Raw genomic sequence first — 25,215 nt, 5'->3', positions numbered from 1 at the left:
TAATAAAAGTCAAGGCTATCAATATAGCACTTGACTTTTATTTATGTTTTATATGGGAGCTATTACACAATCTGCACATCAAAATGTATTTTGTAACCTTTACTATTCAAAATACACTTGAGAACTTTTCCCACTTTTATCCGAACTATCCATTTCTATTATCCAAGAGTTTGCATCTTCCTTAACAGTTATCTCATCGTCCTTTTCTGCTACCTTGTAACCTATTTTTTTAGGTATAGTAAAGATTACTTTAACTTGCTCTTTCATTGGATCAGCCATCACTACTTTTACACCATTATCTTTATAATCTATTGCAATTGCTCCCCTAGTTTTAGCCTCTACTTCATTCACCTTCCCTATCTCATAAAAGTTTCCCATCCATATATCATCAGCATCATCATAAATCACTTGTTGCGTTGGTGTATTAGAAAGTATCGAAACATCCATTTCTTTTGCGTAAGTAGATGTCTCTTCTTGATTCTTACCAGGAAGAATTACATACACATACTCACCACCTGATGGCGACTTTCCATGAGGTATTGATAGTGTTGCGAACATGTTACTTACCTGATCGCTTGATCCCCCTTTATTTATATCAGACCACTTTCCACTTCGCTCTTTCTTTTCAGCATATATATTTTCAGATTGAGGGAACACATAACCAATATCAGACTGATTGTTTTTTCCTTTAAGGTGGGCCCAAGAAGCTCCCTTAAATAGGATACCTTGATCAAGAGCTACCTCTGTATTCTCCACCTCCAGAAGATTTGAACCATCTTTTTCTAATCTTCTATTCTCAACTAATGTCTCTGTATCAGCATTCTCTTTTGAATTGATCCCTGCAGCCATTGCTACAATTTTATCTTTGAGAAAAAACCAAGATTTTTTTGCTTCTAATGAGCTTCCAGTGACATTCTGCATAGTATAATACATGCTGGCAGAACCAATCTGTCCATCTGAAACGCCTCCTGACCAAGACTTAGGATTATTATAATTTTTCCAATCAATTAAATTCCCTAATTTATGATCTGTTGTTGTGCCAGGAAGTCTTGTCATATCTATAGTTGCCCAATAGTCATTATCGTATTGACCAATGTCATTGTTATATAAATACAACATTCCTGTTCCCATGTAAAATCCCTTCATATTTTCACCATTTCCATATTCAAAAGAACTGATTTGTTTACCAAATAAACTCAATCCAGCTGCAAAGTCCTTCTTTTGATGGGTCATCTGATTCATTGCGCTTAACATATTATTTGTATCTCTCACACCAAAATCTGGTTTAATTGAACTATCACTCATTAAACGTTGAAATGTTTGCGTTTTATGAATGGATAACCCATTATAATAACTTTCCGAATCGTTATGTTGAAATATAGCTTCTTTTACATAACTTGCATATTTCCCCCGATATGATAAGTCTTGATTTTGTGAACTAATTACAAGTATTTCATACAGAATATTTCTCCCTACAATACTAGAGGAGGCATTTTGTCTAGACATACCTCGGCCACGCGTCATATCAAATACTTCACCTTGTTTCATAACTGGTAAGTAGGTAGTTTCAATATACGTATATAGTTTTTTAATTCCTTGTACATTCGTTAGTCTGTCTGTTCCACTAAACAATTCATGAATATCAGCACTTCTCGCAAGTAACACTTCCCCATACCCACCCGTATACGGATTATATGTGTGTTGTATAAATGATCCATCTTTATAAAATCCATCGCCATTTTGAACTATTTTATACACATCATTTGTCGCATCTATTCCTAATTGAATTTTATTATTATTATTGTTCAGGATACCTCTCACCATGACTATAAAACTTTTATCTAGTAAATTAGCTCCCGTTTCTTTAATTCCATTTAATCTTTTTGTTGGATCAGGTACAAAACGATCTACTGCCATTATATATTTGCTTAGCTCCACCTCAGTTAAATCATCAAACATTAATACCAAAATGTTATTGTATGACTGTGGTGTCCCAATCTCCCAATCCCACCAATTTCCATACGTATTTTTAATTTTTTCATTATACATTTGATCATAGAAGTATTCTATTGCGTACATAATGTCTTTTTGTAATGTATCTTTTTGATAGTATATCGAATTAGGTGTTTGATAAAGTACCGCCATTTTCTCGATATTTTTCACTGTTTCTGTGATTTGTGCGGAATTCTGCTTCCAGTCTGGAAGGTTCTTAAATAAGGAAGGACTTTCATTTTCTTTGTTTAGATTGCTTAACACATTATCTTGTAAATCCTTTTCTTTATCCCAAACGATATTTTTTAAAATTACATCATCATTTGTAAAAGGTTCACCAACAAGTACCCTTTTCCAATTTGATATCATTTCAGCGCTTTCTTCCGTTTCTGCGACCGCATTTAAACTGAAAGACCCCATAACAAAACTTAAAACAAATATACATAATATTATCCTTTTCATGAAACCGTTCTCCTTTATCACTTTAATAATGAATCGTTCATTCATTCCGTGTTTAAAGATTTCATTTCAAATAATACCTCTTCAAAAAGTTTGTACATTACGAAAATTCAGTCTGCGAAGCAGCTAAAACCGTAATAATCTACATAAAAATTTTTTAACGTATTCCCCGAAAGAATTCTCCTTCCTCAAGCGTGTGAAGGGCGTAGCCCAATGATAGGTGGGAGATGAATTTCGGTTTGGCATAGCCAAAAACTTTTGATAAACTTGCTATATGAAGTTCTTTGATAACTTGATATAGAAGGATGCAGGAAGAAATTAGAGTGCGAAAACCAAGCCATTCGGTTCCTGCGTAAAATATCAACCGTACCAAAAGAGCATCCATGCGTTGGACTAGGGGTGGAACACCCCGAAGTAACGCTCAGGGAGACGAAAGGTTACTTTCGTCGTGGAACTGAGAAGCTCCCACTTCAAGCTTTGCTAAGTGACGAGTAGTTCACGTCTAAATAAATTGGATTTTCCCTTAAATAAAGTTCTTCCTCATAATTCCCTTCCGTTTCAAAGACAATCAACTTATTCTCTCCCTTGATTAATAAAGGAGCCGGGATATATAAATAACCCGTTGGACCTACATCCCAATACTTTCCTAAATTAAACCCATTCAAAACAACAAATCCTTTTCCCAACTTACTACAGTCTAAAAATGTATCTTTTAATTCTTGTACATTAAATGTGTATTCATAAAAACTAGGTGTATTAGGTTCCCATTGACCGTTGAAATCAATCTCATCAAGACTATCAAATTCAAGTGCATAATGGTCCCAGTTTGATTGTAAATGTATATCAATCATTACACCTGAGGAGATACCTTTTCTTTGCGTTGGGGATAACAATCTTGCCCCATAATTAACACGCCCCATATTTTCTACTAAAATATCCAACGTATTTTCTTCCTTAGTTAAATCCAACGATACCTCTCTACCAATCTCATCCCTATACTGGGTGTCTACTAATTGTTCATTAAGGAACAAATGTACACGATCTCTAGCATCTACTACCTTACATTTTTCTATATTTTTTGGTCCTTTTAAAAATGTTCGATATAAAATATAACCATACTGCTGATCCATATCTTCCATTGTTAATGTATAAGAATTTTGTCTCTTCTTCGCTATTTTCTCTAATGTTGAAAATAGTGATACTTTGCGATTCAATTTAATTTCCCCATAATTTGCACGTGGTAAAATGCGCGGTTCAAATTGGTCTACATCTGAACAAACTTCTTTAATGGCTCTCTGAACAGCATAATATTTTGGCGTTGGCTCTCCCCATTCTGTCAGTAATGCATCATAATCATATGAAGTAATTTGTGGTAAATCCACATTTTCCCTCGATGAACAACCATTCATAAATCCAAAATTAGTACCACCTTGAAACATGTAGAAATTAATACTAGCTCTCTTCAATAGTTCCTTGACTTCTTCTGCTAATTCACTGCTATCACGTCGAATAATTTCCATACCCCACCGATTAAACCAGCCATCCCAAAATTCCATACACATTAATGGCCATTCTTTTTTATTTTCTTTAATGAAACTTTCAAGTGCATTTAAATTTTCATTAGAGCGTGAGCCAAAATTACCCGTTACTAAAACATCATCATCAATCAGGCTCCCTGATTCTAAAGCCTCTTGCCATGCACCATCTGAAGTGAAAAGTGGAACTGTAACGCCTAAATCTCTCATTAATTTTTTTATACTTCTTACATACTCTTTGTCATTGCCAAATGAACCATATTCATTTTCTACTTGCATCATAATAATTGGTCCACCATTCTCTACTTGTAATGAGGTTACCATTGGTAGAAGAACTTTATAAAAGTTTTCCACCTTATTTAGGAACAAGTTCGTATTACTTCGAACTCTTATATCTTTATATTTTAGTAACCAAGCAGGTAATCCACCGAACTCCCATTCTGCACAAATATAAGGAGTAGGACGTAAAATAACCATTAATTCATATTTTTGAGCCAATTGTACATATTTCACAAGATCTGCTATACCTTCAAAATTAAATACCCCTTCTTTTGGTTCATGCATATTCCACGGAACATACGTCTCTACTGTATTACATCCTAGTGCCTTCAAGTTATAAAGACTATGATCCCAGTATTCTGGAACAATCCTGAAATAATGAAGAGCACCTGATATAATCTTTATAGGCTCACCATCTAACATAAAATCTTTCCCAATTTCAAATGATTTCATAGTTTATCCCCCAGTATTTCAAATCATGATACATTAATAACTGTATTTTCATTTATACCTACCAATATGTTACCCACGTTGGATTAAACATACGATACAACGCTTCCAAGTAAAAATAATCCCCCCATAAATTAGGTTCATCAACTCCTTTTCCTTCTGAGTATGCATAAACACCATGTAGTAAAATTCCTTCATTATCCTTATCATTTTTTATTGTGCACTGTTCCCTAAGTACTTGAATCATTCCACGAGCAATGGATGCAGATCCCTCATACATATTACTTGCTTGAGCTTCGAGTAAACCACATGCGGCAATTGCCATTGCAGAACTATCCAACGGCTGATTATCTTCATCTGTAAAAGTAAGATCCCAATATGGAATCAAACCATTCGATAATTTACTAATAAAATAATTTGTAATGTCTTCATATTGTTTTTGGTCAACATGATTAAGCATATAATTAAACCCCATAGGTAAACCTAAAATGGCCCATGCTTGCCCACGTGCCCAACAGGAAGAATTAGTATATCCTTGATGAGTAGCGCCATACGAAGCTTCACCTGTAACAGGATCAAAATAAAATGTATGATACGTGGATGCATCTTCCCTTATAATCGTTTTCGTTACTTGTTGAAAATGTTGTTCTGCTATATGTTTATAACATTGATTACCTGTCAATTTCGTTGCCATAAACAATAAAGGCAGGTTTAATAATGAGTCAATAATCAAACGGTACTCATCAGGATCATTAAGATATCCCCAAGCCTGAATAAAATTCCCTTTGTCATGAAAACGACTTATTAGCTTATCAGCAGCTTGAATAATAATTGGGGTAAAAGATTCATCTAATGTCACCTTATAACCAGCAACAACTGATAAACTGTATAAGAATCCTAGGTCATGATGATCTACAACAAAATTCTTATCTAGTCTATCTTTAAAACTTTCAATGTTTTTTAGTGCTATTGATTTAAAAATGTCTTTTTTTGAATATTCATAGGCAATCCATAGCATCCCTGTCCAAAATCCATTCGTCCAATCATCATTTCCCTTTATTCTATATTTTCCATTTGTTGCACAGGCAGATGGATAGCTTGTCCCAAAGCGTTCTATGTTCTTTTCTAGCTTTTCACATATCCAATCTAATTCTGCTTTTATACTATTTCTATCTAATGTCTTTCCTTTTTCTTTAAATAGCTCTATATTTTTTGATAGTATAGACATGTTAGTCTCCTCCCCAACAATTCAATCTTTACATCTAAACTCTCTTATCCTTTTAACCTCACTATGTGAAAACATCACTCATTTTTCATAAAACGAGTGATGTTTTTAGTTTTTATTTACCCTTACATATTATTCAATTTAAAAATCCCTCAATACTTGCATCAGATTCTTCTGGAACCATCTGTGCAGTAACTTTTACACCTTGGCTTAATAACTGTTGCACAGCTACTTTTTCACTCTCAGTCATACTAATTGATTTTTTAATTTGAGTTGTTCCTGGACGACTAGACATATTACCAATGTTTACCTCTTTTAATGCTAATCCACCATTCAATAATTGCACTAAAATTTCAGGAGTCTTCACAATTAATAACACTCTTTGACCTTTATAATTCCCATTTTTCACATTATTAAGGCCTTTTTCAAAGGTTAAAATGGACGTATTAACACCAGCCGGTGCCGCCATTCTTAAAATTGATTTCTCATCATCATTAACTGCGACTTTATCATCGATAATCATAATACGATTTACTCTTAAACCTGTTGCCCATCTTGTTGCAACTTGCCCATGAATAAGTCTATCATCAACTCTGATATGTACGATTCCTTCCATTACTAAACACTCCCCTTAAACGAAAATTTTTAAATTATAAGCAATAATTCCTATAAAAATCAATAAAAAGATAACACGAGTAGAATTCATTTTCTTTCTACCTAATAACCAATATGTTAAAAAGACTACAAGAGCTGGTGCTAAACCAGGCATAATTTGATTAGCAAGATCCTGTAACTTTAAAGTAACTTCCCCTTTAGTAAACTCATAACCAAAAGTGGCCTTAACTACGGAAGGAATCAATGCTCCTACAACGGTGATTCCCAGTATATTTGCGGATTGAGTTATTTTTTTCAAACGATTCCCTAACTCACCAACAAGTTTTGCTCCTTCTTTATAACCTGTCCATACAAAGAATCTCATAAATCCCAATCTGACACATCCAAATAAGATCCATAAAATCAGAGCAATTGGATTTCCCTCTAATGCTAAATAAGACGCAATGGACCCAACAATAGTGGTAGGAATTACAAAGAATAAGGTATCACCAATTCCTGCTAGCGGTCCCATTAATCCAGTTTTAAGCGACGCTACTGTATCAATAGATTCAATCCCCTTCTCTTTTTCTAAGGCTACATCTAGGCCTAGAATAACGGGAGCTGTAGAGTTATTCGTGTTAAAAAACTGCAATTGATTTATTGCTGCTCTTTTTCTTTCTTCTTCCTCACTATATATGCTTTCTAGCAATGGATAAATGCTATAGTAATAGCCTAAGCCTTGCATTTTTTCATAGTTCCATCCTGTTTGACCGAAGAAATACCAACGCCAAAATACCTTGTTTAAATCTTTATCTACTATATTTTTACTCATCTCCCATTCCTCCATCATCAGTCGCATAATCGCTATCTTTCATAAAGGTTTGGAAATAAATTATTGCCATTGCTAACCCGATTAAAGCAACACCTAATACAGGTACTTTTAAATAAGCCGCTAAGAAGAAACCAATAATCAAAAAGGCGATATTTTGTTTTATAGGTAAGTATTTCAATAGAATTGCAATACCTAATGCAGGAAGCAATCCCCCAGCTACTTGTAAACCACCCATAAGCCACTTTGGAATATTATCTACAATTGCTTGAACAAATTTGGCACCAAATACTAAAGCTAGAAACACAGGTATCATTCTTGATAAGGAAGTTGGGACAATTCCCCATAGATTCATATAGGATGCCTTTTTAAATTTGCCTTCCGCTACTAATTTTTCAGCTTTATGCTGGAAAAAAGTATTCGTAAAACGAGCCAGAACATCTAATTGCACCATTAGTAGTCCAATGGGAATTGCCAGTGTCGCTCCAAATTTAGCATCTTGCCCACTCATAACTGTAAAAGCTGTTCCCAATAAAGCGCCTGTCATATAATCTGGTATAGAGGCTCCTCCAAAGTTACCTACACCTAAAACCAATAAGTTTAACGTTCCCCCTACAATTAAACCTGTTTGAATGTCCCCTAAAATTAGCCCTGCGAAAAATCCTGCCATTGTTGGCTTTACAAAACCAAACGTTGTATTGTTTCCATCATAAATGGCGAATCCAGAATATAGCGTTATTAAAACAATTTGCCACCATTCAACGCTTACCATTGGCTATTCTCCTCTCTATTCATCTAAAGCATTTACACTACCAATCTCTATTTCTGGTATATCAATTCCATTTTTCGCACCTTCTATTAATTCTTTTGACAGCTCTTCTAATGATTTTTCTTGATTACAATATATTGCTTCTATTACAATTGGTAAATTTACACCACTGATAATACTAATACGCTGATTCAACTTTAATTTTGATGCCCAAAATACAGCCTGATTAAAAGGTGTTCCCCCCTTAAGGTCAGCAAAAATAAGTAACTTATTCGATTGATTTTCACTCCATCTCTCCAAGAATTCTTGTAGTTGATCACTAAAAGAAGTAATTCCATTCTCTTCAGTTAATTCTAGAGCGTGTAAGTTTTTTTGTTCCCCTAAAATCATTTGTGCAGCTTTCTTCAACCCACTTGCAACACCAGCATGTGAAAGAATCAGTATATCCATAAATAACTTCCCTTCTAATCGATTAGTATTTTTTCAAATTCAACACTCATGATAAAGTAATTCTAACCCTTATACTCATCAATATATTCAATTTACCGGCTCTACCCAACATAATGTATGCCCTTTCAAAAAGGTTCCCAACTTATGTTCAGATGTTTCTAACAACCAAAGTATTCTTGAATCGCCCAAAAAATATTTGCTATAGGACTTAAAACTGATTAACGCACTAACCATCCACCATCAACAGCTAGAATATGGCCTGTTACATAATCTGACGCTTTACTTGATAAAAATACAGCCGTACCCATTAAATCGAATGGTACTCCCCATCTTTCAGCTGGGATACGATCTAAAATTTCTTTATTCCGTTGTTCATCCGCACGAATTGGGGCAGTATTAGCTGTTGCTATATAGCCAGGAGCAATTGCGTTTACTTGAATATTATATTTACTTAATTCGTTAGCAAATGCTTTCGTTAATCCTGCCACTCCATGTTTGCTGGCAGTATAAGGCGGTACAAATTTCCCTCCTTGGAAAGATAACATAGAAGCAATATTAATGATTTTTCCACTCTTTTGTTCTGCCATAACACGAGCTACTGCTTGACTTAGTAAATAAACAGTATTCAAGTTAATGCTCATCACGGCATTCCAATCTTCCTTCTTATATTCCAGCAATGGTGCACGACGAATTGTACCTGCATTATTAATTAAAATATCAATTTTCCCGAAATTGTCTAAACAACCTTGCACCACTTTTTCTGCTGCATCATCTTGTGTTAAATCTACTTGAATAAATTCTACTCGTTGTCCACATTCCTCAATCAATTGACGAGTTTCATCCCAATTGTCACCAGATGCTGCAATATATAGATCTGCCCCAGCTTTCGCTAATGCTACTGCATATCCTTGACCTAATCCTGTATTTCCTCCAGTAACAATAGCTACCTTTCCTTTTAAACTAAAGAAATCCATTGAAAATTCATTTAAGTTCATGTTCTAGTCCTCCTTTAATTGTATCAATCCTACTACTTCAACTGATCCATCTCGACCATGTCCATATCACTATACGTAATGTTTTCTCCACACATTGCCCAAATAAATGTATAATCACTTGTACCAACACCAGAGTGAATTGACCAACTTGGAGAAATTGTCGCCTGTTCATTTTTCATTACCAAATGTTTAGTTTCATCAGGTTTACCCATAAAATGGAATACTCGTGTATCCGGTTTCATATCAAAATACAAGTAAGTTTCCATTCGACGTTCATGGGTATGGCAAGGCATTGTATTCCAGCTGCTTCCTGGTTCTAAAATGGTATACCCCATCTGTAGTTGACAACTTTCACAAACATTCGGATGAATATATTGATAGATCTTACGCTTATTTAATGTTGCAGAGTCCCCTGTTTCCATAGGTTTTATTTCATCAATGCTTATACGTACATTTCGATATTTATGATGTGCAGGTACTGAAACACAATAGAATTTCGCAGGATTTGACTGATCATCTGACTTAAAGACTACTTCCCTTGTTTCTTTTCCAATATAGTACCCATCTTGTTTTTTCATACTTTCTTCTGTACCATCAATTATGATAGATCCTGGTCCACCAATATTTATAACACCTAATTCACGGCGTTCTAAAAAATAAGAAACTCCCAACTCAGTAGACAACTCTATACTCAAAGGTTTTTCAGTTGGCGTTACTCCCCCAAAAATCATTCGATCATTATGTGTATATGTAAGAATAACTTCTCCCGGTGCAAAGTTTCGTTCTACTAAAAATTCCTGTCTTAGTTGATCTGTAGAATAATGACGAATATCCATTGGGCTATGTGTATAACGTGTTTCCATAATATACATTCTCCTATCATTTTTTAGTATTTTATCTAATAATATTTCCTGATTCATTTCTCATAAACTCTTCTACTTCCAAGATAGAAAACTGATTACAATCACCATGAATCGTATGCTTTAAACTAGATGCTGCGGTAGCAAATGAAACTGTATAATCCGGATCTTTTTCTTCCAATAATCCGTGTAAAATTCCAGCAACAAAAGCATCTCCTCCACCAACACGATCCACAATAGGATTAATGTGGTACACTTTTGAAGTATACAGAAAATGATTTTTCCATAATGTTCCCTGAAGATCGTTCGAACTAGCAGAATGAACATCCCTTAATGTAGAGTAAAAGACTCCAATATTAGGATATTTGTTATGCATTTGCTCATAATAATATTCTAAATCTGATTGTTGCGTCTTATTTTCAGGAATCCCTATTAAATAGAGAGCATCCTTTTTCCCTGCAGAACAGTAATCTACATAAGGTAAAATTTTATTCAGTGTTTTCGATGCGCGTTCGTAGTTCCATAAATTAGATCGATAATTAATATCAAAACTCACCTTAATTTGACGCTTTTTGGCCTCTTTGATTAATCCTAGAATGAGATCAGTCATTGAATCTGATAAAGCAAGACTAATTCCCGAAACATGAAATAATGAAATATTGTTGAATAAATCATCTATATTCCACTCCACATTTTTCATCTGTGCAAAACTAGAATATGTTCGGTCATACAAAACCAATGAAGCCCTTTTACCTGTACCCCTTTCCAGATAGTACGTTCCTAAGCGTAAACCACCTTTTAATAAATTACTGGTATCCACCCCATAATTTTGTAAATGCTGTTGAACAGCTTTACCTAATAAATTTGAAGGTACCTTACTTGCAAAAGAAACTTGGTGGTTAAAATTCGCTAAATTAATTGCTACATTAGCCTCGCTACCACCATAATGCGCTTTAAAAGAATTAGCTTCAGTTATTCTAGTTCCTTCATTAGTGGATAAACGAAGCATAATCTCACCTAGCGTTAAAATTCGCCCCATAATTAGGCACCCTTTCTGATCTCTGCTAACTTATCCACATACTCTCTTGCAAGTTCTGAGACTTTAGCATAATCCCCATTTTGAGCAGGAGCTAGTAAATCTCCTCCCACACCTATAGCTACACATCCACGTTCAAACCATTGATGCATATTCTCAATATTTATCCCACCAGTAGGCATAATATTAACTTGTGGCAGGGGACCCTTCACTGCATTTATAAAGTTTGGATTATACGAACTTCCTGGAAATAACTTTATAATGTCGACTCCTGCTTTTAATGCTGTACTTATTTCCGTAATTGTCATACATCCAGGTAAATATGGAACTTGATAAAGATTACAAATCTCTGCTGTTTCTTTATCAAATGCTGGACTGACAATATACTCAGCTCCAGCTAAAATGGCCATACGTGCCGTTATCGCATCAAGAACAGTCCCTGCACCAATCACCAACTCTTCACAATCACTATGTAGTTCCCTTATTTTACGAACGACCTCTTCAGCTTGTGGTACCGAAAAGGTTACTTCAATACCAGTAATCCCTCCATTAATGACTGCCTCAGTAACTTTAAGAGCTTCATCTTTTGTATGCGCTCTCAAAACAGCAATCACACCACTCTTTTTCAGTTTATTTAATACAGTAACCCTTTTCATAAAGTGCCTCCATTTTTAAGAGCTTAAGCTCTTAATTTCTTATTTGGAAATTCGTTTTCCTGAAAAGAAATTTACAAATAAATTATATGAATTATTTAAAAAGATTACAAGATTTTTTTTTTATATTTAATGAAAATTTTTTGAACATTATTAAATATTTTTCTAACATAGTAATCCGTTATTCAGCCGTAGTTTTTACTACATTTACAAGTCAGTTTCAATTTTTTTTGCTCCTATAAATAAAAAAGAGCTCTAACGGTGAAAAATCACCATTAAAGCTCCTTAAAATGAATTCCTATATGAACACATGCAATTGTTTAAGTTCATTGAGAATATTTTGTTTTGTTTCTAGTATCAACTGAATCATTTTTTTCTTCAGGTCCTCTGTAACACGATACTTGGGCATACTCACACTAAATGCACCATATGTTTGTCCATTTAAAGTTAACGAAACTCCTATACAATATACTTCTTCTTCATATTCAGCATCATCAATTGCAAAACCAATTTGCTTTATCTCTTTTAAAGTTTCCTTTAAAACATGAGGATCAATTATAGTATTTTCATTAACTGGATTTAATTCTACCCTTGTTAAATAGCTTTCTAAATCTTGTTGAGAGAACTCTGCAAGCACAGCCTTCCCCATTGCCGAACAATACAAAGGAATACTCATTCCAATTCTAGAACTCATACGAATTATTGGTCTCTCTGGCTCTAATTTATTAATATAAAAAATTTTATCTTCTTCTAATATTCCTAAATGAACCGTTTCATCTAAATTACTTTGCAACTTTTGTAAATATGGAAATGTAATTTTGGTAATATCTAAATTCGCAAGATACTGATTTGCATAGTAAATTAAAGAGGTTCCTAAACCAAATCTTTTAGTTTCAGGATATTTTTTTGCATAACCTATTATAACTAACGTTTCTAATATCTTTAATGTTGTTGAACTTGTCATTCCTGTTTCCTGAGCTATCACATTTAAAGGCTGTGGTTTTTTGCTTTCAGATAAAAAATCTAAGATTTTTGCAGCTTTTATTAAAACTGTACCATATGGTTGTTTTTCTTTTGTCATACCGACTCATCCTTTAACAATCATAATAAACGATCTTATTTTTGAAATAAAACGTACCATCTAAAAGAAATTGTACTATAAAACAATTATATAAGAAAGGGAGGTACAGTCCACATTAATCAATTAAAGGGGACGAAAATTAAATACTGGTATGTATTCTGCTTCTTTCAATTACATTCATCTATTTAGACATTTTCCCCACTAAAGTAAGAGCCCTCCTATTAAGGACGACTCTTATATTTGCTATAAATGAATTCAATTTTATGAACAAAATTTTGTATGATATATCCCTATATCTTTTCAAAATATTTATTTGATATAGATTGAAGTTCGCATTGTATTAAATGGAGCGTTAATAGATGTTTTCTGGTATTCAAATGTCCCTTGCTGATGCCCAGAAGCATCACACTTATAATACCAACCAGCGATTGGTTTTCCACCAATTATAGTAGAGTCAATACTTTTCACATTAAAACCATTCATTTTCGCAAATGGATTTTGACCATATACCATTTACTTCGTAGTAATATATAAGTATTTTCCCCCGTGGTCACGTGTTGTGCTAAAACTGTTTGGATTAATAGTTTCTACTCCGCCCTGCTCAGACTCTACTTGTACGACATTTAGTGAAGTAAGTGGTGCTGCAGGACCAGCAGAAGCTTCTGTTGCCATTCCTAATCCGACAAACGCAGTTATTGCTAACGATGAAATACCAAGTGCTGCTTTTTTAAACATAATAACATCCCCTTCCATCTATCTATTGTTTTCTCTTTCATTGCCAATATAATCCTATTACCTTTATATGTATATAGTTTAAAACCGTAGAAATATTAATGAGAATATTCTATCCTATGTTTTTACAATTCTATTCCATCTTATTACTAATTCACAATGTATAACTTGCTTCTTCTTTTTCTCGTTCTTCCAATCTCTTGTTTAAGTCTTCTTCCCATGCATCTAAATATTCTTCGTATTCTTCTTCGATTCTTGCTAGTAATTCTAGTTGTTCATCGGTTGCTACCATTTCATATGAGTTTTCTTCGACTGAACGAATTTCAATAACCGTTTTTCTTATTTCTTCTAAGTCTTCTTATGTACCATTTAACTCTCGAATGACTTCCCCTTGTTTGTTAACGAGTTTAGCTCGAATGTTTTTTTTCTCTTTTTTCTTAAACATCTGAACTCCTCCTTATTTGTTCCCTATCATAGATAATCCTATTGCAATTAAGAGAAAGAAAACAATAATAAGGACAGTTTTTCCTTTGCTTACTGTATATTAGAAATTTCCAAGACAGCCCATATAAGAATTGGAAATAGAAGAATACCAAGGAGTACGTCAACAAGCTTATTACTACTCTCCTTAGATGGTTTTTCTTCTCCAATAATTGGTTTCATCTGCACAGTTTTTTTCTTATTTGTTTCGGTTTCTTTTTCTTGCGTCTATGATTCACCCAATATACCCCTTTTAAATTTACTTCTACTAACTATAAAATTACCGAAATACCCCATTTTATTGTTGAAATGATTTAATTATTTTTAACATCTTTATTATTCGCGAACACTATTTATCCTTTTTCTTCCTATCCACAATTTAATTTTACCATAAATTAGAATTAAGGTAGAATTTATATAAGATTACTATTAACTCCCCAAAAAATTAGTCATATTTAATTAAGTAACTATTTAAACCATTGGAGTGAAGATAAATGAAAAATTATAAAAATTGGAGTGAGGTCCCCTTAGAACTTGCAAGCAAAGCAAAACTAAACTAAGTAAAGAAGGGTTAAAACCCTTAAAAGCTCCTGTGGCTAAGGTTTATCAGAGAACAAACAATAGATATATATAACTATATGAACGCTCAAAATCAGAAAAAAAAGGCAATTATCTGATAAGCAAAAACTAGCACTATCAAATGGTAGAAAACAAAGTTTAGAGCAACGAACTTGTAAACAGTGTGGTCATATCGTTCAAAGCAAATCTAAACTACGTCTAAGTCTGTGCCCTAGCTGTTACGAACACCAAGTAGTTATGAATCAATTAAAGGAAACAAAATTAGAAATCAAATCATCTATCAATAAAATGTTTACAAACAGAGATCAGTTCGTTATTTTAGATACCGAAACAACTGGACTTACTCAAAGGGATCAAATTATCGAGATATGTGTAAATGATTTAACAGGAAAAATTCTATTAAACCCTTTAGTTAAGCCAACTATAAATATTCCAGCTGAAGCAGCCTCCATTCACGGTATTACAAATGAAATGGTCGACGATGCACCATCGTGGATAGAAATATATAAATAATTATGTGAAGTTACTGCAGGAAAAACTCTACTTATTTACAACGCTGATTTTGATTTAGGTATGATAGAAAGTACTTGTATTGCTAACAATGTAGAATTTAAGAATTTTAAATCAACATGAATTATGAAAATGTACGCCGATTATGTAGATTCAAAAAGATGGATTTCATTAAGTGATGCAACGGAATTAACGGTTAAACACCGGGCAGCTGTTGACTGTTTTGCTGTCCTGGAATTATTACAACAACTCAAAAATAGTAAAATAGATTAAAATACTGTAAATAAGACTAAAATATTAACATAAAAATAAGCACATCCTATAAAACAGATGTGCTTATTTTTTAATTTTTATGCGTTTTTACGTTTTAAGAAAATAACTCCACCAACAATTAACAGTAATGCACCCGCAGCCATAGAGATCCAACTTGTAAGGTCAGCACCTGTTTGCGGTAACCATCCAATTTTAGACTGAACTTCTTTCTTAGGTTGTGGTTGTTCTTTTACTTGCTCTTTTGGTTGTTCTGAAGTTGGAGTATTTTTATCTTGATGCGGCTGTTCTGGTTTTGGTTGTTCCGGTTTTACTTCTTTAAATTTCACTGTTTGTCCCTTATCTTCGATGTCAACGTGTATAGCTACCAAGACGTTATCTTGATACAATTCTTCAAACACTACCACTTCTTTACCTTGTAATGCAGAAGCATTAAATGTGAAATCGAGTGTGATAGAACCATTTTTCTCTTTTGGAGTAAACTTAGATTCTACTGTTACTTCTTTACCATCAACTAATAATGGTTTTTTTGTTGCTTTATCCATTAGTTTACCTTTTACAACGTACTCTTTACCCACGATTAAGTCTTTGTATTCCACTTTATCTTGGATTGTTACAGATTTAGAAGCATCTAACTCTTTAGAACCATCAGCTTTGTTTGTAGCTGTCGTTTTAATAGAAGGTTCTACAAATCGAACTGTTTGACCTACATCGTTAATGTCAGCATGCGTTGCAATTACTTGACCTTCATGTAATAAGTCTTCAAACACGACTACTTCTCTTCCTTGCTGTTCAGCACCAACAAAAGTAAAGTCTAATGTTACAAAACCGTTCTTTTCTTTTGCAATAAATTTAGTCTCAGCTGTTACTTCTTTACCATCAATTAATAATGGTTCGTTAATAGCTTTGTTCATTAATTTTCCTTTTACAGTGTACTCTTTACCAACAACTAAGTTAGTGTACTCCACTTTATCCTGGATAGTGATAGAATCCTTTGAATGAATCTCTTTTCCACCATCAGCTTTGTTTGTAGCAGTTGTTTTTACTGATGGCTTAACGAACTTAACTGTTTGACCTTTATCATTGATATCAGTATGTGTAGTAATAACTTTTCCGTCTTTCAGTAACTCTTCGAATACTACTACTTCTTTTTCTTCTAAACCAGTTGCATCAAAAGTGAAATCTAGTGTAATAGAACCGTTTGCTTCTTTTGGTGTACACTTAGTTTCAGCAGTTACTTCTTTACCATTTACAACTAATGGTTTATTAGTCTTTTTATCCATTAATTTACCTTTTAAAGTGTACTCTTTACCTACTTGTAGGTCTTTGTATTCCACTTTATCTTGGATTGTTACAGACTTAGAAGTGTGCATTTCTTTTGTACCATCTGTTTTATCAGATGCTGTTGTTTTAATTGAAGGAATCTTCTCATCTTTGACGATATGTTTAATTATTTGACCATTCTCTTTGATTTCAAAAGAAAACGTCTCTTCATTTAAAATGTAACCGTTTGGTGCAATAGTTTCTTTATATGTGTATTTTCCAAATGGTAGCTTTTCAAATTTAGCGATACCTTTATCATCTGTTTTACCTTTTACTACTTCTTTTCCTGCTTCGTTATAAATCGTAAATTCTGCATTTGGAAGCTTATTGTTTCCATCCGCAACATCTACCTTTGTAATTTCCAGATCACCTTTGATTAGATGATTAACTGCCAATAGCTCAATAATTTTTCCATGTCCCTTTATTTCGAACACAATTGGTTCTTTAACAAGAACGTAACCGTTTGGTGAAGTCTTTTCTACAAATGAATACTTACCATACGCTAGATCTTTAACGTTAATCTCACCATTTTTATCTGTCTTATATTCACCAATTACTTTTCCACTTGCATCTTTTAACTCGAATACTGCACCTTCTAACTTTTTACTAATATCTTCGGTATCTACTTTTAATAGTTTTACACTACCTTTTACTTCGGTATTTTCTACTGTAAAAGTAAGTGTTTTATTGTGCTCTTTAATTTCAAAAGGATACTTTGTTTTATTTCCGATATATCCATTTGGTGTTTTTGTCTCTAAGAAATAATACTTACCAAATGTAAGGCTTTCAACATTTGCAATTCCATTTTCATTTGTTACTGCCTTTTTCACTTCTTTTCCATCTTCAGTAAAAACAGTGAATTCAACATTAGGTAGCACTTTACCTGAATCACTAAGTTTTTTTATTTCAATGTTTCCCTTTGCCTTGTTGTTTACTATTTGAACAGCCCCAGTTTCCCCTGTCTTAACCTGGATGGTTTGTGGTTTATCACCTAAAACATAGCCTGTTGGCGCTTTTATTTCTTTTACAGTATAAGTACCAATTGGTAAGTTATTTAATTCTGCAGTACCATCAGCACCAGTCGTAATTTTTCCAACTGATTCATTTTTCGCATTAAAAACCTCGAATACCGCACCAGCTAATACTTCTCCACTTTCTCCAACTTTTTTAATTTTTAAAGAACCAGCTGCTTCCCAATTTACTGCAAGGTCACTACTAAGCTTTTCTTCATTTCTTTCTAGTAATACTGTAGCATTCTGAACAGTATCCGTACCACGGTAAGCAATTGCTTGAACTTTTGTTAAGTTTGCAGCAACACTTAGATTAAATTCACCTGTTTTTGTATTTTTAGGAATTTGGATACGGAATTTCTCTCCAACTGAAAGTTGATCTTTCACTTCACCATTTTCACTAACAATTTTTACTCCATTAGGTGCATTTTTCGCTACTACTTTATAAGAACCACTCTTAGCATTTGTTTGTACTGTGTATAGATTTGTTTCAAAGAACTCACCCTTTAATTCTGCTTTTTGCTTTTCAGCAGGAATCACATTCATAAAAATATCTTGAGTATCTTCACTTTTGTTTGCAGCATTAATAATTGTCTTAGCCGCTTTTTCAACATTTTTATTCTCATGTTTTAATTCATTTACATCAAGTTGACCTAATGCATTCCAAACCGCAAGCTGAGTTGCATAATGTGCTTCATTCTTATTAGCTACTCCCAGTTGTTCTGCACTTTTTTGTGGGAAACCATTTAATAAGACCCTATATACTACATCATCCGTTTTCCCCATTTCAGGAAGATCTTCACCATTTGGTGATTTTAATCCAAGAGTTAAGCAATAAGCAATTTGACCGCTTGAATTTTTAATCATTTCAGTTCGAATGTACTTACCTAGACTATTACTATAACTCCAGTCCATTGAATATTTCTCGTGCGTCATAACCTCTGCACTAGCCCTTGGTAAAAACACATTAAGGAATAATGCCAGTACTGATAATAATGTAAAAACTCTTATAATAACTCTCTTACCCAATTTTGAAACCTCCCTAAAATAAATTAATCGAGTATATATCGCAATATCTAAAACATTCACGATCAACCCGAGTATCATTATAAAACAACAAATTAGGAATATTAAATACGTTTGATTAAAAATTCAAAAAATTTACACATTTTAATATTTTTCAAGTTTTTAATTGAAATTACTATATACAAATCTCAAAACACGCCCACAATTAACAAAACAAATATGTATGTGAAGTATGTAAATAGCAGTTCTTTTGTTCAAGTCATTAATTTTCCACAGTATTTTTTAGCTAGTGAAAAAGGTTGATTTAAATCACAATTTGGGTTATTTTGATTTCTTGTTTTCTAATTGTAACAAACAAAAACTCATTCTTAATTTTGTTTCTATTGAACAATTAAAAAATTTGCATATTATAATCTGAAATGTAATACGACTTTTTGTGGAAAGTAAAAAAGAGTTGAATACTTTTTTATCAAGTACTCAACTCTTTTCAATTTTAAACTTTTTATTTTTGAATCAAATATGCATTTTTGTAAGTATAAGCACCACCAAATTGATGCTTTTCAATTCCTTTTACATAATCCTTTTGCAGATATGCTTTACCAGTATGATAAAGGGGAGCAATAGCAGCATCTTCTAACAACACTCTCTCGGCTTCTCGTAAATAATCCCATCTCTTCTGTTGATCTAATACAGCTTCATTTTTAGCTTTATTTATAAAATCGTCATAACTCGAATTTGAATACTTCATTTTATTATTTGGATTATCTGTCGTAAATAATTCTAAAAAACTAATTGGATCTTTATAATCAGGTGCCCAACCTACCATAGAGATTTCATACTGCCCTGTTTGTTCAAGCTGCAATTTTTGTTTAAATGGCTGTTGCTTAATCTGTATTGTTAAACCCTGTAAATGTTTTTCAAGTTCTCCTTTTATATACTCTGCTATAATTCTTTCATTATCTTGCTCAAATGTTAGAAGCTCAAGTGTGACATTTTCTATACCAAGTTCTTTTTTGGCATCTTCCCAAGTTTGTTTAGCCTTTTGTAAATCATACAAAACAAGAGAACCATTTTCCTTTCGAAAATCTTTTTGATTTGCTTCATTCGTATATCCTGCCGGTATAAGACCTTCTGCAGGTGTTGCTCCAGTACTGCCAAAATGATTTACTATCTCTTCTTTATTTATTGCTAAAGAAATAGATTGTCTGATTTTTTTATTTGCTAATGTAGTGTTTTTTTCATTAAAACGTAACATAGCTATTCCAGCTTCTTTTTTCATATGTAATTCTTTGTTGTCTTTGTATTGCTCAAAATGTTTTGCAGTAATTGGAGCACGATCAATACTACCCGATTCATATAAATTTATTGCCGTCATCGTATCTTTTACAATATTAAAATCTATTGCCTCTAGCTTTACTTGTTTCTTATCCCAATATCTATTATTCTTCTTCAATTGAAATTCTTGTCCATGCTTCCACTTTTCTAACACAAATGGCCCATTATATATAAGATTCTCCGGTTCCAAACCATAGCTACTTCCTTTTTCTTTTACAAACGATTCATGCTGAGGTAAATAAACAGGTAGTGCTAATAATTGCAATAAATATGGAACAGGCTGTTCCAATTCCACTTCTAGCGTATAATCATCTATTGCTTTTACTCCTAACTGATCAGCAGCAACTATACCTTTATTTATTTCTTTGGCATTTTTTATATAAAATAACATGTATGCATATTGAGATGCTGTTTCAGGGTTTAATGTTCGTTTCCAAGCAAAAGAAAAATCATGTGCAGTTACCATTTCACCATTTGACCATTTAGCATCTTTTCTCAAATGAAATGTATATTTTTTCCCATCCTTACTTTTCTCAAATGATTTCGCTACACCAGGAATAGGATTATCTTGTTTATCCAGTACATATAATCCTTCAAATATATTTTGCATAATATGTGATGACGTACCATCCATAGCTTTTGCCGTATCTAAAGATGGGATTTCTTCCGGTATCGTTAAGTTTAATACCTGTTTTTGACTTTCAGCTTCAGCTTTATTAGTTTTATTAGTATTATTACCACAAGCTGAAAAAATTAAGGAAGTGATAATTGTAGATACTAGTAAACTAATCTTTTTCTTTTTCATAGATTTTCTCCCCGAATCCAATAAATTTTATAATTAGATATACATTACCCTGAAATATTATACCAAATTATTGAAATTCAGGTAAATACTTTTTCATTTTTAATTGAGTGAGCTCAGCAGAGTAAGATGGCTATGTTAATCCTTTTCCTGTTTCTTTATAAATATTAAGCTATAAATACCTCTCTTCATACGTTCAAGAAAAGTTTTTTTGTCAGGAAACAAAAAAACGCCTTGAATAAATCCAAGACGTTATGCTGATATTATTATTTGATTTGGCGTTTAAATATTGCCTGTAAACCATTTTGAATACTACCGCCACTGCCTAAGCCAATAATTGAAATAAGTTCCCAACCATCAATCCCTAACTTATTAAACTCGCCTTCTAAATCTAACCCCTTAGCACCAAAAAAACTTTTAAATGTACCATCAATTTTAAGTGTTTTATACTCCCATTGCATAGACAACTCTCCTAAACTAAAATAGTAAGTATGTAGATATATATACTATTAATAATACCACGTATACCTTTGTTCATCCATTTATCATCAAAATTCTCTCCCCCACAAGAATGGTCAGTTCAATTCTCTATTTCTAATTTTTCTCTTATAATTCTCTCTCTTTTACGGTTAATATCTATTGTCTGAGCTACTAGCCAGATTAATGATATATGTTTTTCTACATTCATCGTATTCAAGTGGTGTTTTCTAGTGATAGAATCCCTTAATTTTTTCTCTTTTCTTCAATTGAAAAAGCTGTTTTTCTATAAAATAATTTAGCAAAATATAGATATCATACTGGTACTCAAACTTCCAATATAAATAATGATATTTCAGTGACATTTCTAGCAGGTGATCGTATTTCACTAAAAGTAACGACAGGAGGTGCAAATGCTACAACAGATACTGTAGCTCAAGTTGAAATTTTTTAATATACAAGGACACGTAGAAAGGACATTGTTGTTGCAAAATTGTATTTTTCTTATCTTAAACAGAAGAAGAAAAGCGTGAACAATATATTTATCGAGTTATGAAGTTTACATTCTCATTTAATGAATATTTTATAGGTATATAAAGGCGTAGCAAAAATCATTCTTGATTACTCAGTAAAAAAAGACCTGGCGTTATATATCAGGTCTTTTTCAGGTCTTATTCTATACCAACTGCATCATAAGCTTTCGCTACAGCTTGTACTTCTTTTGAATTTTTACCATATAAATCTTCTGCGGCTTGAAGTGCAGCTTGGCGCATCATTTTAAAATCAGATTTTGCTGTTAAATATTTTGTAAGAGCACGATAGTAAATTTTTTCTGTAGCTTCGCGGCCAACGCCATTTACTTCCACACCGTAATGCCAGCCACCTTCCGACAATAAATATGCTGCTTTATTATTGATACTACTGTTAATATGAACACCGCCATTATCATATGGTCCAGGATAATATTTTCTATAATGATCTGGATAACCTTGAGTGGGTTCTAATGGATTGGGAATAGATGCAGGATGACTTAAGGATCGCATCGCATCCCCTGCTATATCTGGTGTATAAATATCTTCCCCCATCTCCCAATCATCACGGTCTACCATCGCACCGAAAATATCCGAAAATGACTCGTTTAATGCACCAGACTCATCCTGATACTCTAAATTTGCTGTATGCTCTGTTACAGCATGTGTTAACTCATGGGCGACAACATCTAAGCTCGCAGAAAATGGAATAAACAGTTTTCCATCTCCATCACCATATGACATATACACACCGTTCCAACTAGCGTTATTCCAATTTTCTCCTACGTGAACAACAGAACGTAACTTTGCTCCTTTGTTATCATAGGAATTACGATTAAATGTTTTATTATAATAGTCGTATACTTTTTCTGCATTTACATGTGCATCAACACCTGCTTTATCTTCAAAGAACTTGAACTTACTTTCAATTTCATAACCTGTATATCCCATTCCTTTTGATGTTGAATCATAGGATTGTTTAAACAAATTTCTCCAATCAAACGTATAAACACCGTTTCCACGTTTACCATCAAATAAATGGAATGCACCTGTTTTTTCATTTTGAACAATTTCAAATGATTGTCTGTTTCCTAAAACACCATATCCAAAACCAGTAATATGATCGACCGCATTATATTTATTGATCACATTGCCATTTGTTGCATCAATAAAATAATGCCAGTAGCCTGATGCCGGTTTTGAAACAGAGGCTTTTACAAGATAGGAAAGATAATATTGTCCATCTTTTTCATAAACGTATAAATCTTTCTTCATACCATCATAGTTATCTACTTTTCCAATCTCTTTCTCAATACCAGCTTTCGCAATATTTACAGCATCATCTTCTGAAATGCTTGCAGTTGATGGGATATTTTTATTTTCTAAATTCGGTATAACTTGTCCAAAAAATGCTTTCACATTATTATTTTTATCAAGTGCTACTGTTTGATCAGATCCATATACAGGAACACTATTATATTTTTCAATAAGCTTCACATGCGTTGTTTCCGCTTCTGTGTCTTTTTCTTCTTTAACGATTTCAAAATGTTTCTCTATATTTCCTGCTAATTTAAACATGTCTTTCTTACTCTTTAAATACTCGAACACAGTCTCTTTTTTATCTAGTCCTTCTGGTGCTTTCCACTCTTCCCCAATATAAGATGGTGTTTGAAATTCTTGGTTGTATTGAATCTTTTGCTCTACTGCATATGTACGTGACGTTCCTAATGGCGCAAAAGCCCCTAAAGCCATAGATACAGCTAATGTTGAAGATAAAATCACCTTTTTCAAAATACCACTTCCTATCCCATTTTTTTACACTTTCATATAATTCTAGAGATAATGGTAAAGTGCCTTCTATTTAAAACAGTATAAAAATTAATCAGAAAATTAAGATAATAAAACTTATAACCATTTCTTATTCCATTTTTACATTTTCTTTATCCAATATTGTTATATTCCATATCTATTTGTAAGTAACTAAATAAAAACGGAATATAAATGTATATCATTCTACCTTACTATGTAAAAAAAATAACTATAAATAGATTAAATTTCTTTTTTAAAAGAAACCTATAGAACTGAAATGCATTTGAATCGTAAATAAAAAATTACACATAAAAAGTTGAATTGATTTTTATGTTTCTACAGAAAGGGATAGGAAACGATTTCTGGTATTAGGGGCCACTCTGGGATTTGAATACAAATAAAAAAAGAACCTACCTTATTGAAGTTCCAGTAATGTACGATACAGATCGATTTAACTTACACATGTAATTTGTCATATTTGTTTAAAAATCAAATATATATTCTCTACACTCCTCAGTTATCAGCAGGTCAAGTATTTAAAAATCTCAAAAAGTCCTTTTAGATTTTCTGAAGAGACTTTTACTTAAGTAAAGTTTAATAAAAGCCGTAGGAGTTTAATGCCTACAACTTTGTAAAAGGATTTTGATTTACTATAAAATATCCTCTAAAGGTTTATTCTTAAAATTTACTTTTAACTTGATGTTGATATGACGTAACCTTAAATATTTCGAAATTTAAAAAGCTCCCTAATAATGTTAAATGGGCTTGGCTCATAAAAATGATCTGTATATCAAAGATGAATTGATTTACAGATCATTTTTATAATAATTTTTATAAATAATTGCTAAGTAGTGAATTTACATAAATGCTTTTAGAAGTTCTTGAACTAATGGGATTGCTCCACCAATAAATTTTAAAACTGCCATTGCGATTTCCATATTATTTCCTCCTCGTTTTGTTAGTACTGGGATGTGATTAATCTTTATGTCCTTATTATAGTAAGCGCTTACATATATAACAATACATTTATGTATGCAATATTGCATATTTATACATTTAGACAATATTGGACCTCTATTAGTCATCATTTAATGGTACCATAACGAGGTGAGAGTCTTTAAGGGT

19 protein-coding genes and 3 pseudogenes are annotated in these 25,215 nt (G+C 32.9%); 2 read left to right on the top strand and 20 right to left on the bottom strand.

What is annotated here, in order from left to right:
* Positions 1–102 precede the first annotated feature (102 nt).
* The 15 genes and pseudogenes from ACQVV1_RS15795 to ACQVV1_RS15725 all read right to left on the bottom strand — a co-directional run bounded on the left by ACQVV1_RS15795 (position 103) and on the right by ACQVV1_RS15725 (position 14,658).
* On the bottom strand, positions 103–2,454 hold the full coding sequence (locus ACQVV1_RS15795) for a polysaccharide lyase 8 family protein (protein ID WP_431169083.1): 2,352 nt from the start codon (positions 2,452–2,454) through the stop codon (positions 103–105).
* A 467-nt stretch (positions 2,455–2,921) separates the two neighbouring features.
* The gene (locus ACQVV1_RS15790; RefSeq protein ID WP_431169082.1) at positions 2,922–4,718 is read right to left on the bottom strand and encodes a glycoside hydrolase family 35 protein; all 1,797 of its coding nucleotides are present in this window, start codon (positions 4,716–4,718) and stop codon (positions 2,922–2,924) included.
* Between the two features lie 58 nt (positions 4,719–4,776).
* The gene (locus tag ACQVV1_RS15785) at positions 4,777–5,943 is read right to left on the bottom strand and encodes a glycoside hydrolase family 88 protein (protein WP_431169081.1); all 1,167 of its coding nucleotides are present in this window, start codon (positions 5,941–5,943) and stop codon (positions 4,777–4,779) included.
* A 133-nt stretch (positions 5,944–6,076) separates the two neighbouring features.
* Positions 6,077–6,556, bottom strand: a complete 480-nt coding sequence (locus ACQVV1_RS15780; protein WP_431169080.1) for a PTS sugar transporter subunit IIB — start codon at positions 6,554–6,556, stop codon at positions 6,077–6,079.
* Between the two features lie 15 nt (positions 6,557–6,571).
* Positions 6,572–7,366: a PTS system mannose/fructose/sorbose family transporter subunit IID gene (locus ACQVV1_RS15775; RefSeq protein ID WP_000041901.1), complete on the bottom strand. Its 795-nt coding sequence runs from the start codon at positions 7,364–7,366 to the stop codon at positions 6,572–6,574.
* Positions 7,359–8,135: a PTS mannose/fructose/sorbose/N-acetylgalactosamine transporter subunit IIC gene (locus tag ACQVV1_RS15770; protein ID WP_000255370.1), complete on the bottom strand. Its 777-nt coding sequence runs from the start codon at positions 8,133–8,135 to the stop codon at positions 7,359–7,361. The genes ACQVV1_RS15775 and ACQVV1_RS15770 overlap by 8 nt, the downstream gene beginning before the upstream one ends.
* A 15-nt stretch (positions 8,136–8,150) precedes the next feature.
* Entirely contained in the window at positions 8,151–8,582 is a 432-nt protein-coding gene (locus ACQVV1_RS15765) for a PTS sugar transporter subunit IIA (RefSeq protein ID WP_431169079.1), read from the bottom strand.
* 218 nt (positions 8,583–8,800) lie between these two features.
* Positions 8,801–9,577, bottom strand: coding sequence for a 2-dehydro-3-deoxy-D-gluconate 5-dehydrogenase KduD (gene kduD, locus ACQVV1_RS15760; protein WP_001052291.1), 777 nt, complete (start codon positions 9,575–9,577; stop codon positions 8,801–8,803).
* A 32-nt stretch (positions 9,578–9,609) separates the two neighbouring features.
* Entirely contained in the window at positions 9,610–10,440 is an 831-nt protein-coding gene (gene kduI / locus ACQVV1_RS15755) for a 5-dehydro-4-deoxy-D-glucuronate isomerase (RefSeq protein WP_086419499.1), read from the bottom strand.
* Between the two features lie 31 nt (positions 10,441–10,471).
* Positions 10,472–11,476, bottom strand: a complete 1,005-nt coding sequence (locus ACQVV1_RS15750; protein ID WP_431169078.1) for a sugar kinase — start codon at positions 11,474–11,476, stop codon at positions 10,472–10,474.
* A gap of 2 nt (positions 11,477–11,478) precedes the next feature.
* A complete protein-coding gene (locus tag ACQVV1_RS15745; RefSeq protein ID WP_431169077.1) occupies positions 11,479–12,129 on the bottom strand; it encodes a bifunctional 4-hydroxy-2-oxoglutarate aldolase/2-dehydro-3-deoxy-phosphogluconate aldolase in 651 nt (216 codons plus the stop codon).
* Positions 12,130–12,424: 295 nt separating this feature from the next.
* The gene (locus ACQVV1_RS15740) at positions 12,425–13,207 is read right to left on the bottom strand and encodes an IclR family transcriptional regulator (RefSeq protein ID WP_000159567.1); all 783 of its coding nucleotides are present in this window, start codon (positions 13,205–13,207) and stop codon (positions 12,425–12,427) included.
* 309 nt (positions 13,208–13,516) lie between these two features.
* A pseudogene (locus ACQVV1_RS15735) lies at positions 13,517–13,942 on the bottom strand (DUF4879 domain-containing protein).
* A gap of 166 nt (positions 13,943–14,108) precedes the next feature.
* A pseudogene (locus ACQVV1_RS15730) lies at positions 14,109–14,384 on the bottom strand (hypothetical protein); the annotation flags it as partial.
* A gap of 12 nt (positions 14,385–14,396) precedes the next feature.
* Positions 14,397–14,658 (bottom strand): annotated as a pseudogene (locus ACQVV1_RS15725) (hypothetical protein).
* Positions 14,659–15,235: 577 nt separating this feature from the next.
* Between ACQVV1_RS15725 and ACQVV1_RS15720 the strand changes: the two are divergent.
* Complete coding sequence (locus ACQVV1_RS15720) at positions 15,236–15,511, top strand: 3'-5' exonuclease (RefSeq protein ID WP_431169076.1); 276 nt, start codon at positions 15,236–15,238, stop codon at positions 15,509–15,511.
* Positions 15,512–15,640: 129 nt separating this feature from the next.
* Entirely contained in the window at positions 15,641–15,781 is a 141-nt protein-coding gene (locus ACQVV1_RS15715) for a hypothetical protein (RefSeq protein ID WP_431169075.1), read from the top strand.
* Positions 15,782–15,858: 77 nt separating this feature from the next.
* Here ACQVV1_RS15715 and ACQVV1_RS15710 read toward each other — a convergent pair whose 3' ends face one another.
* The 5 genes from ACQVV1_RS15710 to ACQVV1_RS15690 all read right to left on the bottom strand — a co-directional run bounded on the left by ACQVV1_RS15710 (position 15,859) and on the right by ACQVV1_RS15690 (position 25,136).
* Positions 15,859–19,140, bottom strand: a complete 3,282-nt coding sequence (locus tag ACQVV1_RS15710; protein WP_431169074.1) for a VaFE repeat-containing surface-anchored protein — start codon at positions 19,138–19,140, stop codon at positions 15,859–15,861.
* 499 nt (positions 19,141–19,639) lie between these two features.
* A complete protein-coding gene (locus tag ACQVV1_RS15705; RefSeq protein WP_242256048.1) occupies positions 19,640–21,277 on the bottom strand; it encodes a peptide ABC transporter substrate-binding protein in 1,638 nt (545 codons plus the stop codon).
* 263 nt (positions 21,278–21,540) lie between these two features.
* Complete coding sequence (locus ACQVV1_RS15700) at positions 21,541–21,735, bottom strand: DUF4177 domain-containing protein (protein ID WP_001198561.1); 195 nt, start codon at positions 21,733–21,735, stop codon at positions 21,541–21,543.
* Positions 21,736–22,422: 687 nt separating this feature from the next.
* Entirely contained in the window at positions 22,423–24,072 is a 1,650-nt protein-coding gene (locus ACQVV1_RS15695) for a M4 family metallopeptidase (RefSeq protein WP_431169073.1), read from the bottom strand.
* An 875-nt stretch (positions 24,073–24,947) separates the two neighbouring features.
* Positions 24,948–25,136 (bottom strand): hypothetical protein, encoded by a 189-nt coding sequence (locus ACQVV1_RS15690; protein ID WP_309260480.1) that lies wholly within the window; start codon positions 25,134–25,136, stop codon positions 24,948–24,950.
* Between the last annotated feature and the right edge of the window lie 79 nt (positions 25,137–25,215).

It is taken from the genome of Bacillus basilensis (assembly GCF_050630465.1).
Lineage (GTDB): Bacteria > Bacillota > Bacilli > Bacillales > Bacillaceae_G > Bacillus_A > Bacillus_A basilensis.
The sequence above is the reverse complement of the archived record's forward strand: the minus strand, read 5'-3'. Positions and strand labels throughout refer to the sequence as shown.

Excerpts from the sequence above, each read along its gene's own strand:
- ACQVV1_RS15715 (WP_431169075.1), top strand. The coding sequence starts at position 15,641 with ATGTACGCCGATTATGTAGATTCAAAAAGATGGATTTCATTAAGTGAT.
- ACQVV1_RS15690 (WP_309260480.1), bottom strand. The coding sequence starts at position 25,136 with ATGCAATATTGCATACATAAATGTATTGTTATATATGTAAGCGCTTAC.
- ACQVV1_RS15790 (WP_431169082.1), bottom strand. The coding sequence starts at position 4,718 with ATGAAATCATTTGAAATTGGGAAAGATTTTATGTTAGATGGTGAGCCT.
- ACQVV1_RS15775 (WP_000041901.1), bottom strand. The coding sequence starts at position 7,366 with ATGAGTAAAAATATAGTAGATAAAGATTTAAACAAGGTATTTTGGCGT.
- ACQVV1_RS15785 (WP_431169081.1), bottom strand. The coding sequence starts at position 5,943 with ATGTCTATACTATCAAAAAATATAGAGCTATTTAAAGAAAAAGGAAAG.
- ACQVV1_RS15700 (WP_001198561.1), bottom strand. The coding sequence starts at position 21,735 with ATGCAATGGGAGTATAAAACACTTAAAATTGATGGTACATTTAAAAGT.
- ACQVV1_RS15780 (WP_431169080.1), bottom strand. The coding sequence starts at position 6,556 with ATGGAAGGAATCGTACATATCAGAGTTGATGATAGACTTATTCATGGG.
- ACQVV1_RS15795 (WP_431169083.1), bottom strand. The coding sequence starts at position 2,454 with ATGAAAAGGATAATATTATGTATATTTGTTTTAAGTTTTGTTATGGGG.
- ACQVV1_RS15705 (WP_242256048.1), bottom strand. The coding sequence starts at position 21,277 with ATGAAAAAGAAAAAGATTAGTTTACTAGTATCTACAATTATCACTTCC.
- ACQVV1_RS15745 (WP_431169077.1), bottom strand. The coding sequence starts at position 12,129 with ATGAAAAGGGTTACTGTATTAAATAAACTGAAAAAGAGTGGTGTGATT.
- kduD (WP_001052291.1), bottom strand. The coding sequence starts at position 9,577 with ATGAACTTAAATGAATTTTCAATGGATTTCTTTAGTTTAAAAGGAAAG.
- ACQVV1_RS15770 (WP_000255370.1), bottom strand. The coding sequence starts at position 8,135 with ATGGTAAGCGTTGAATGGTGGCAAATTGTTTTAATAACGCTATATTCT.
- ACQVV1_RS15750 (WP_431169078.1), bottom strand. The coding sequence starts at position 11,476 with ATGGGGCGAATTTTAACGCTAGGTGAGATTATGCTTCGTTTATCCACT.
- ACQVV1_RS15765 (WP_431169079.1), bottom strand. The coding sequence starts at position 8,582 with ATGGATATACTGATTCTTTCACATGCTGGTGTTGCAAGTGGGTTGAAG.
- ACQVV1_RS15740 (WP_000159567.1), bottom strand. The coding sequence starts at position 13,207 with ATGACAAAAGAAAAACAACCATATGGTACAGTTTTAATAAAAGCTGCA.
- ACQVV1_RS15720 (WP_431169076.1), top strand. The coding sequence starts at position 15,236 with ATGAATCAATTAAAGGAAACAAAATTAGAAATCAAATCATCTATCAAT.
- kduI (WP_086419499.1), bottom strand. The coding sequence starts at position 10,440 with ATGGAAACACGTTATACACATAGCCCAATGGATATTCGTCATTATTCT.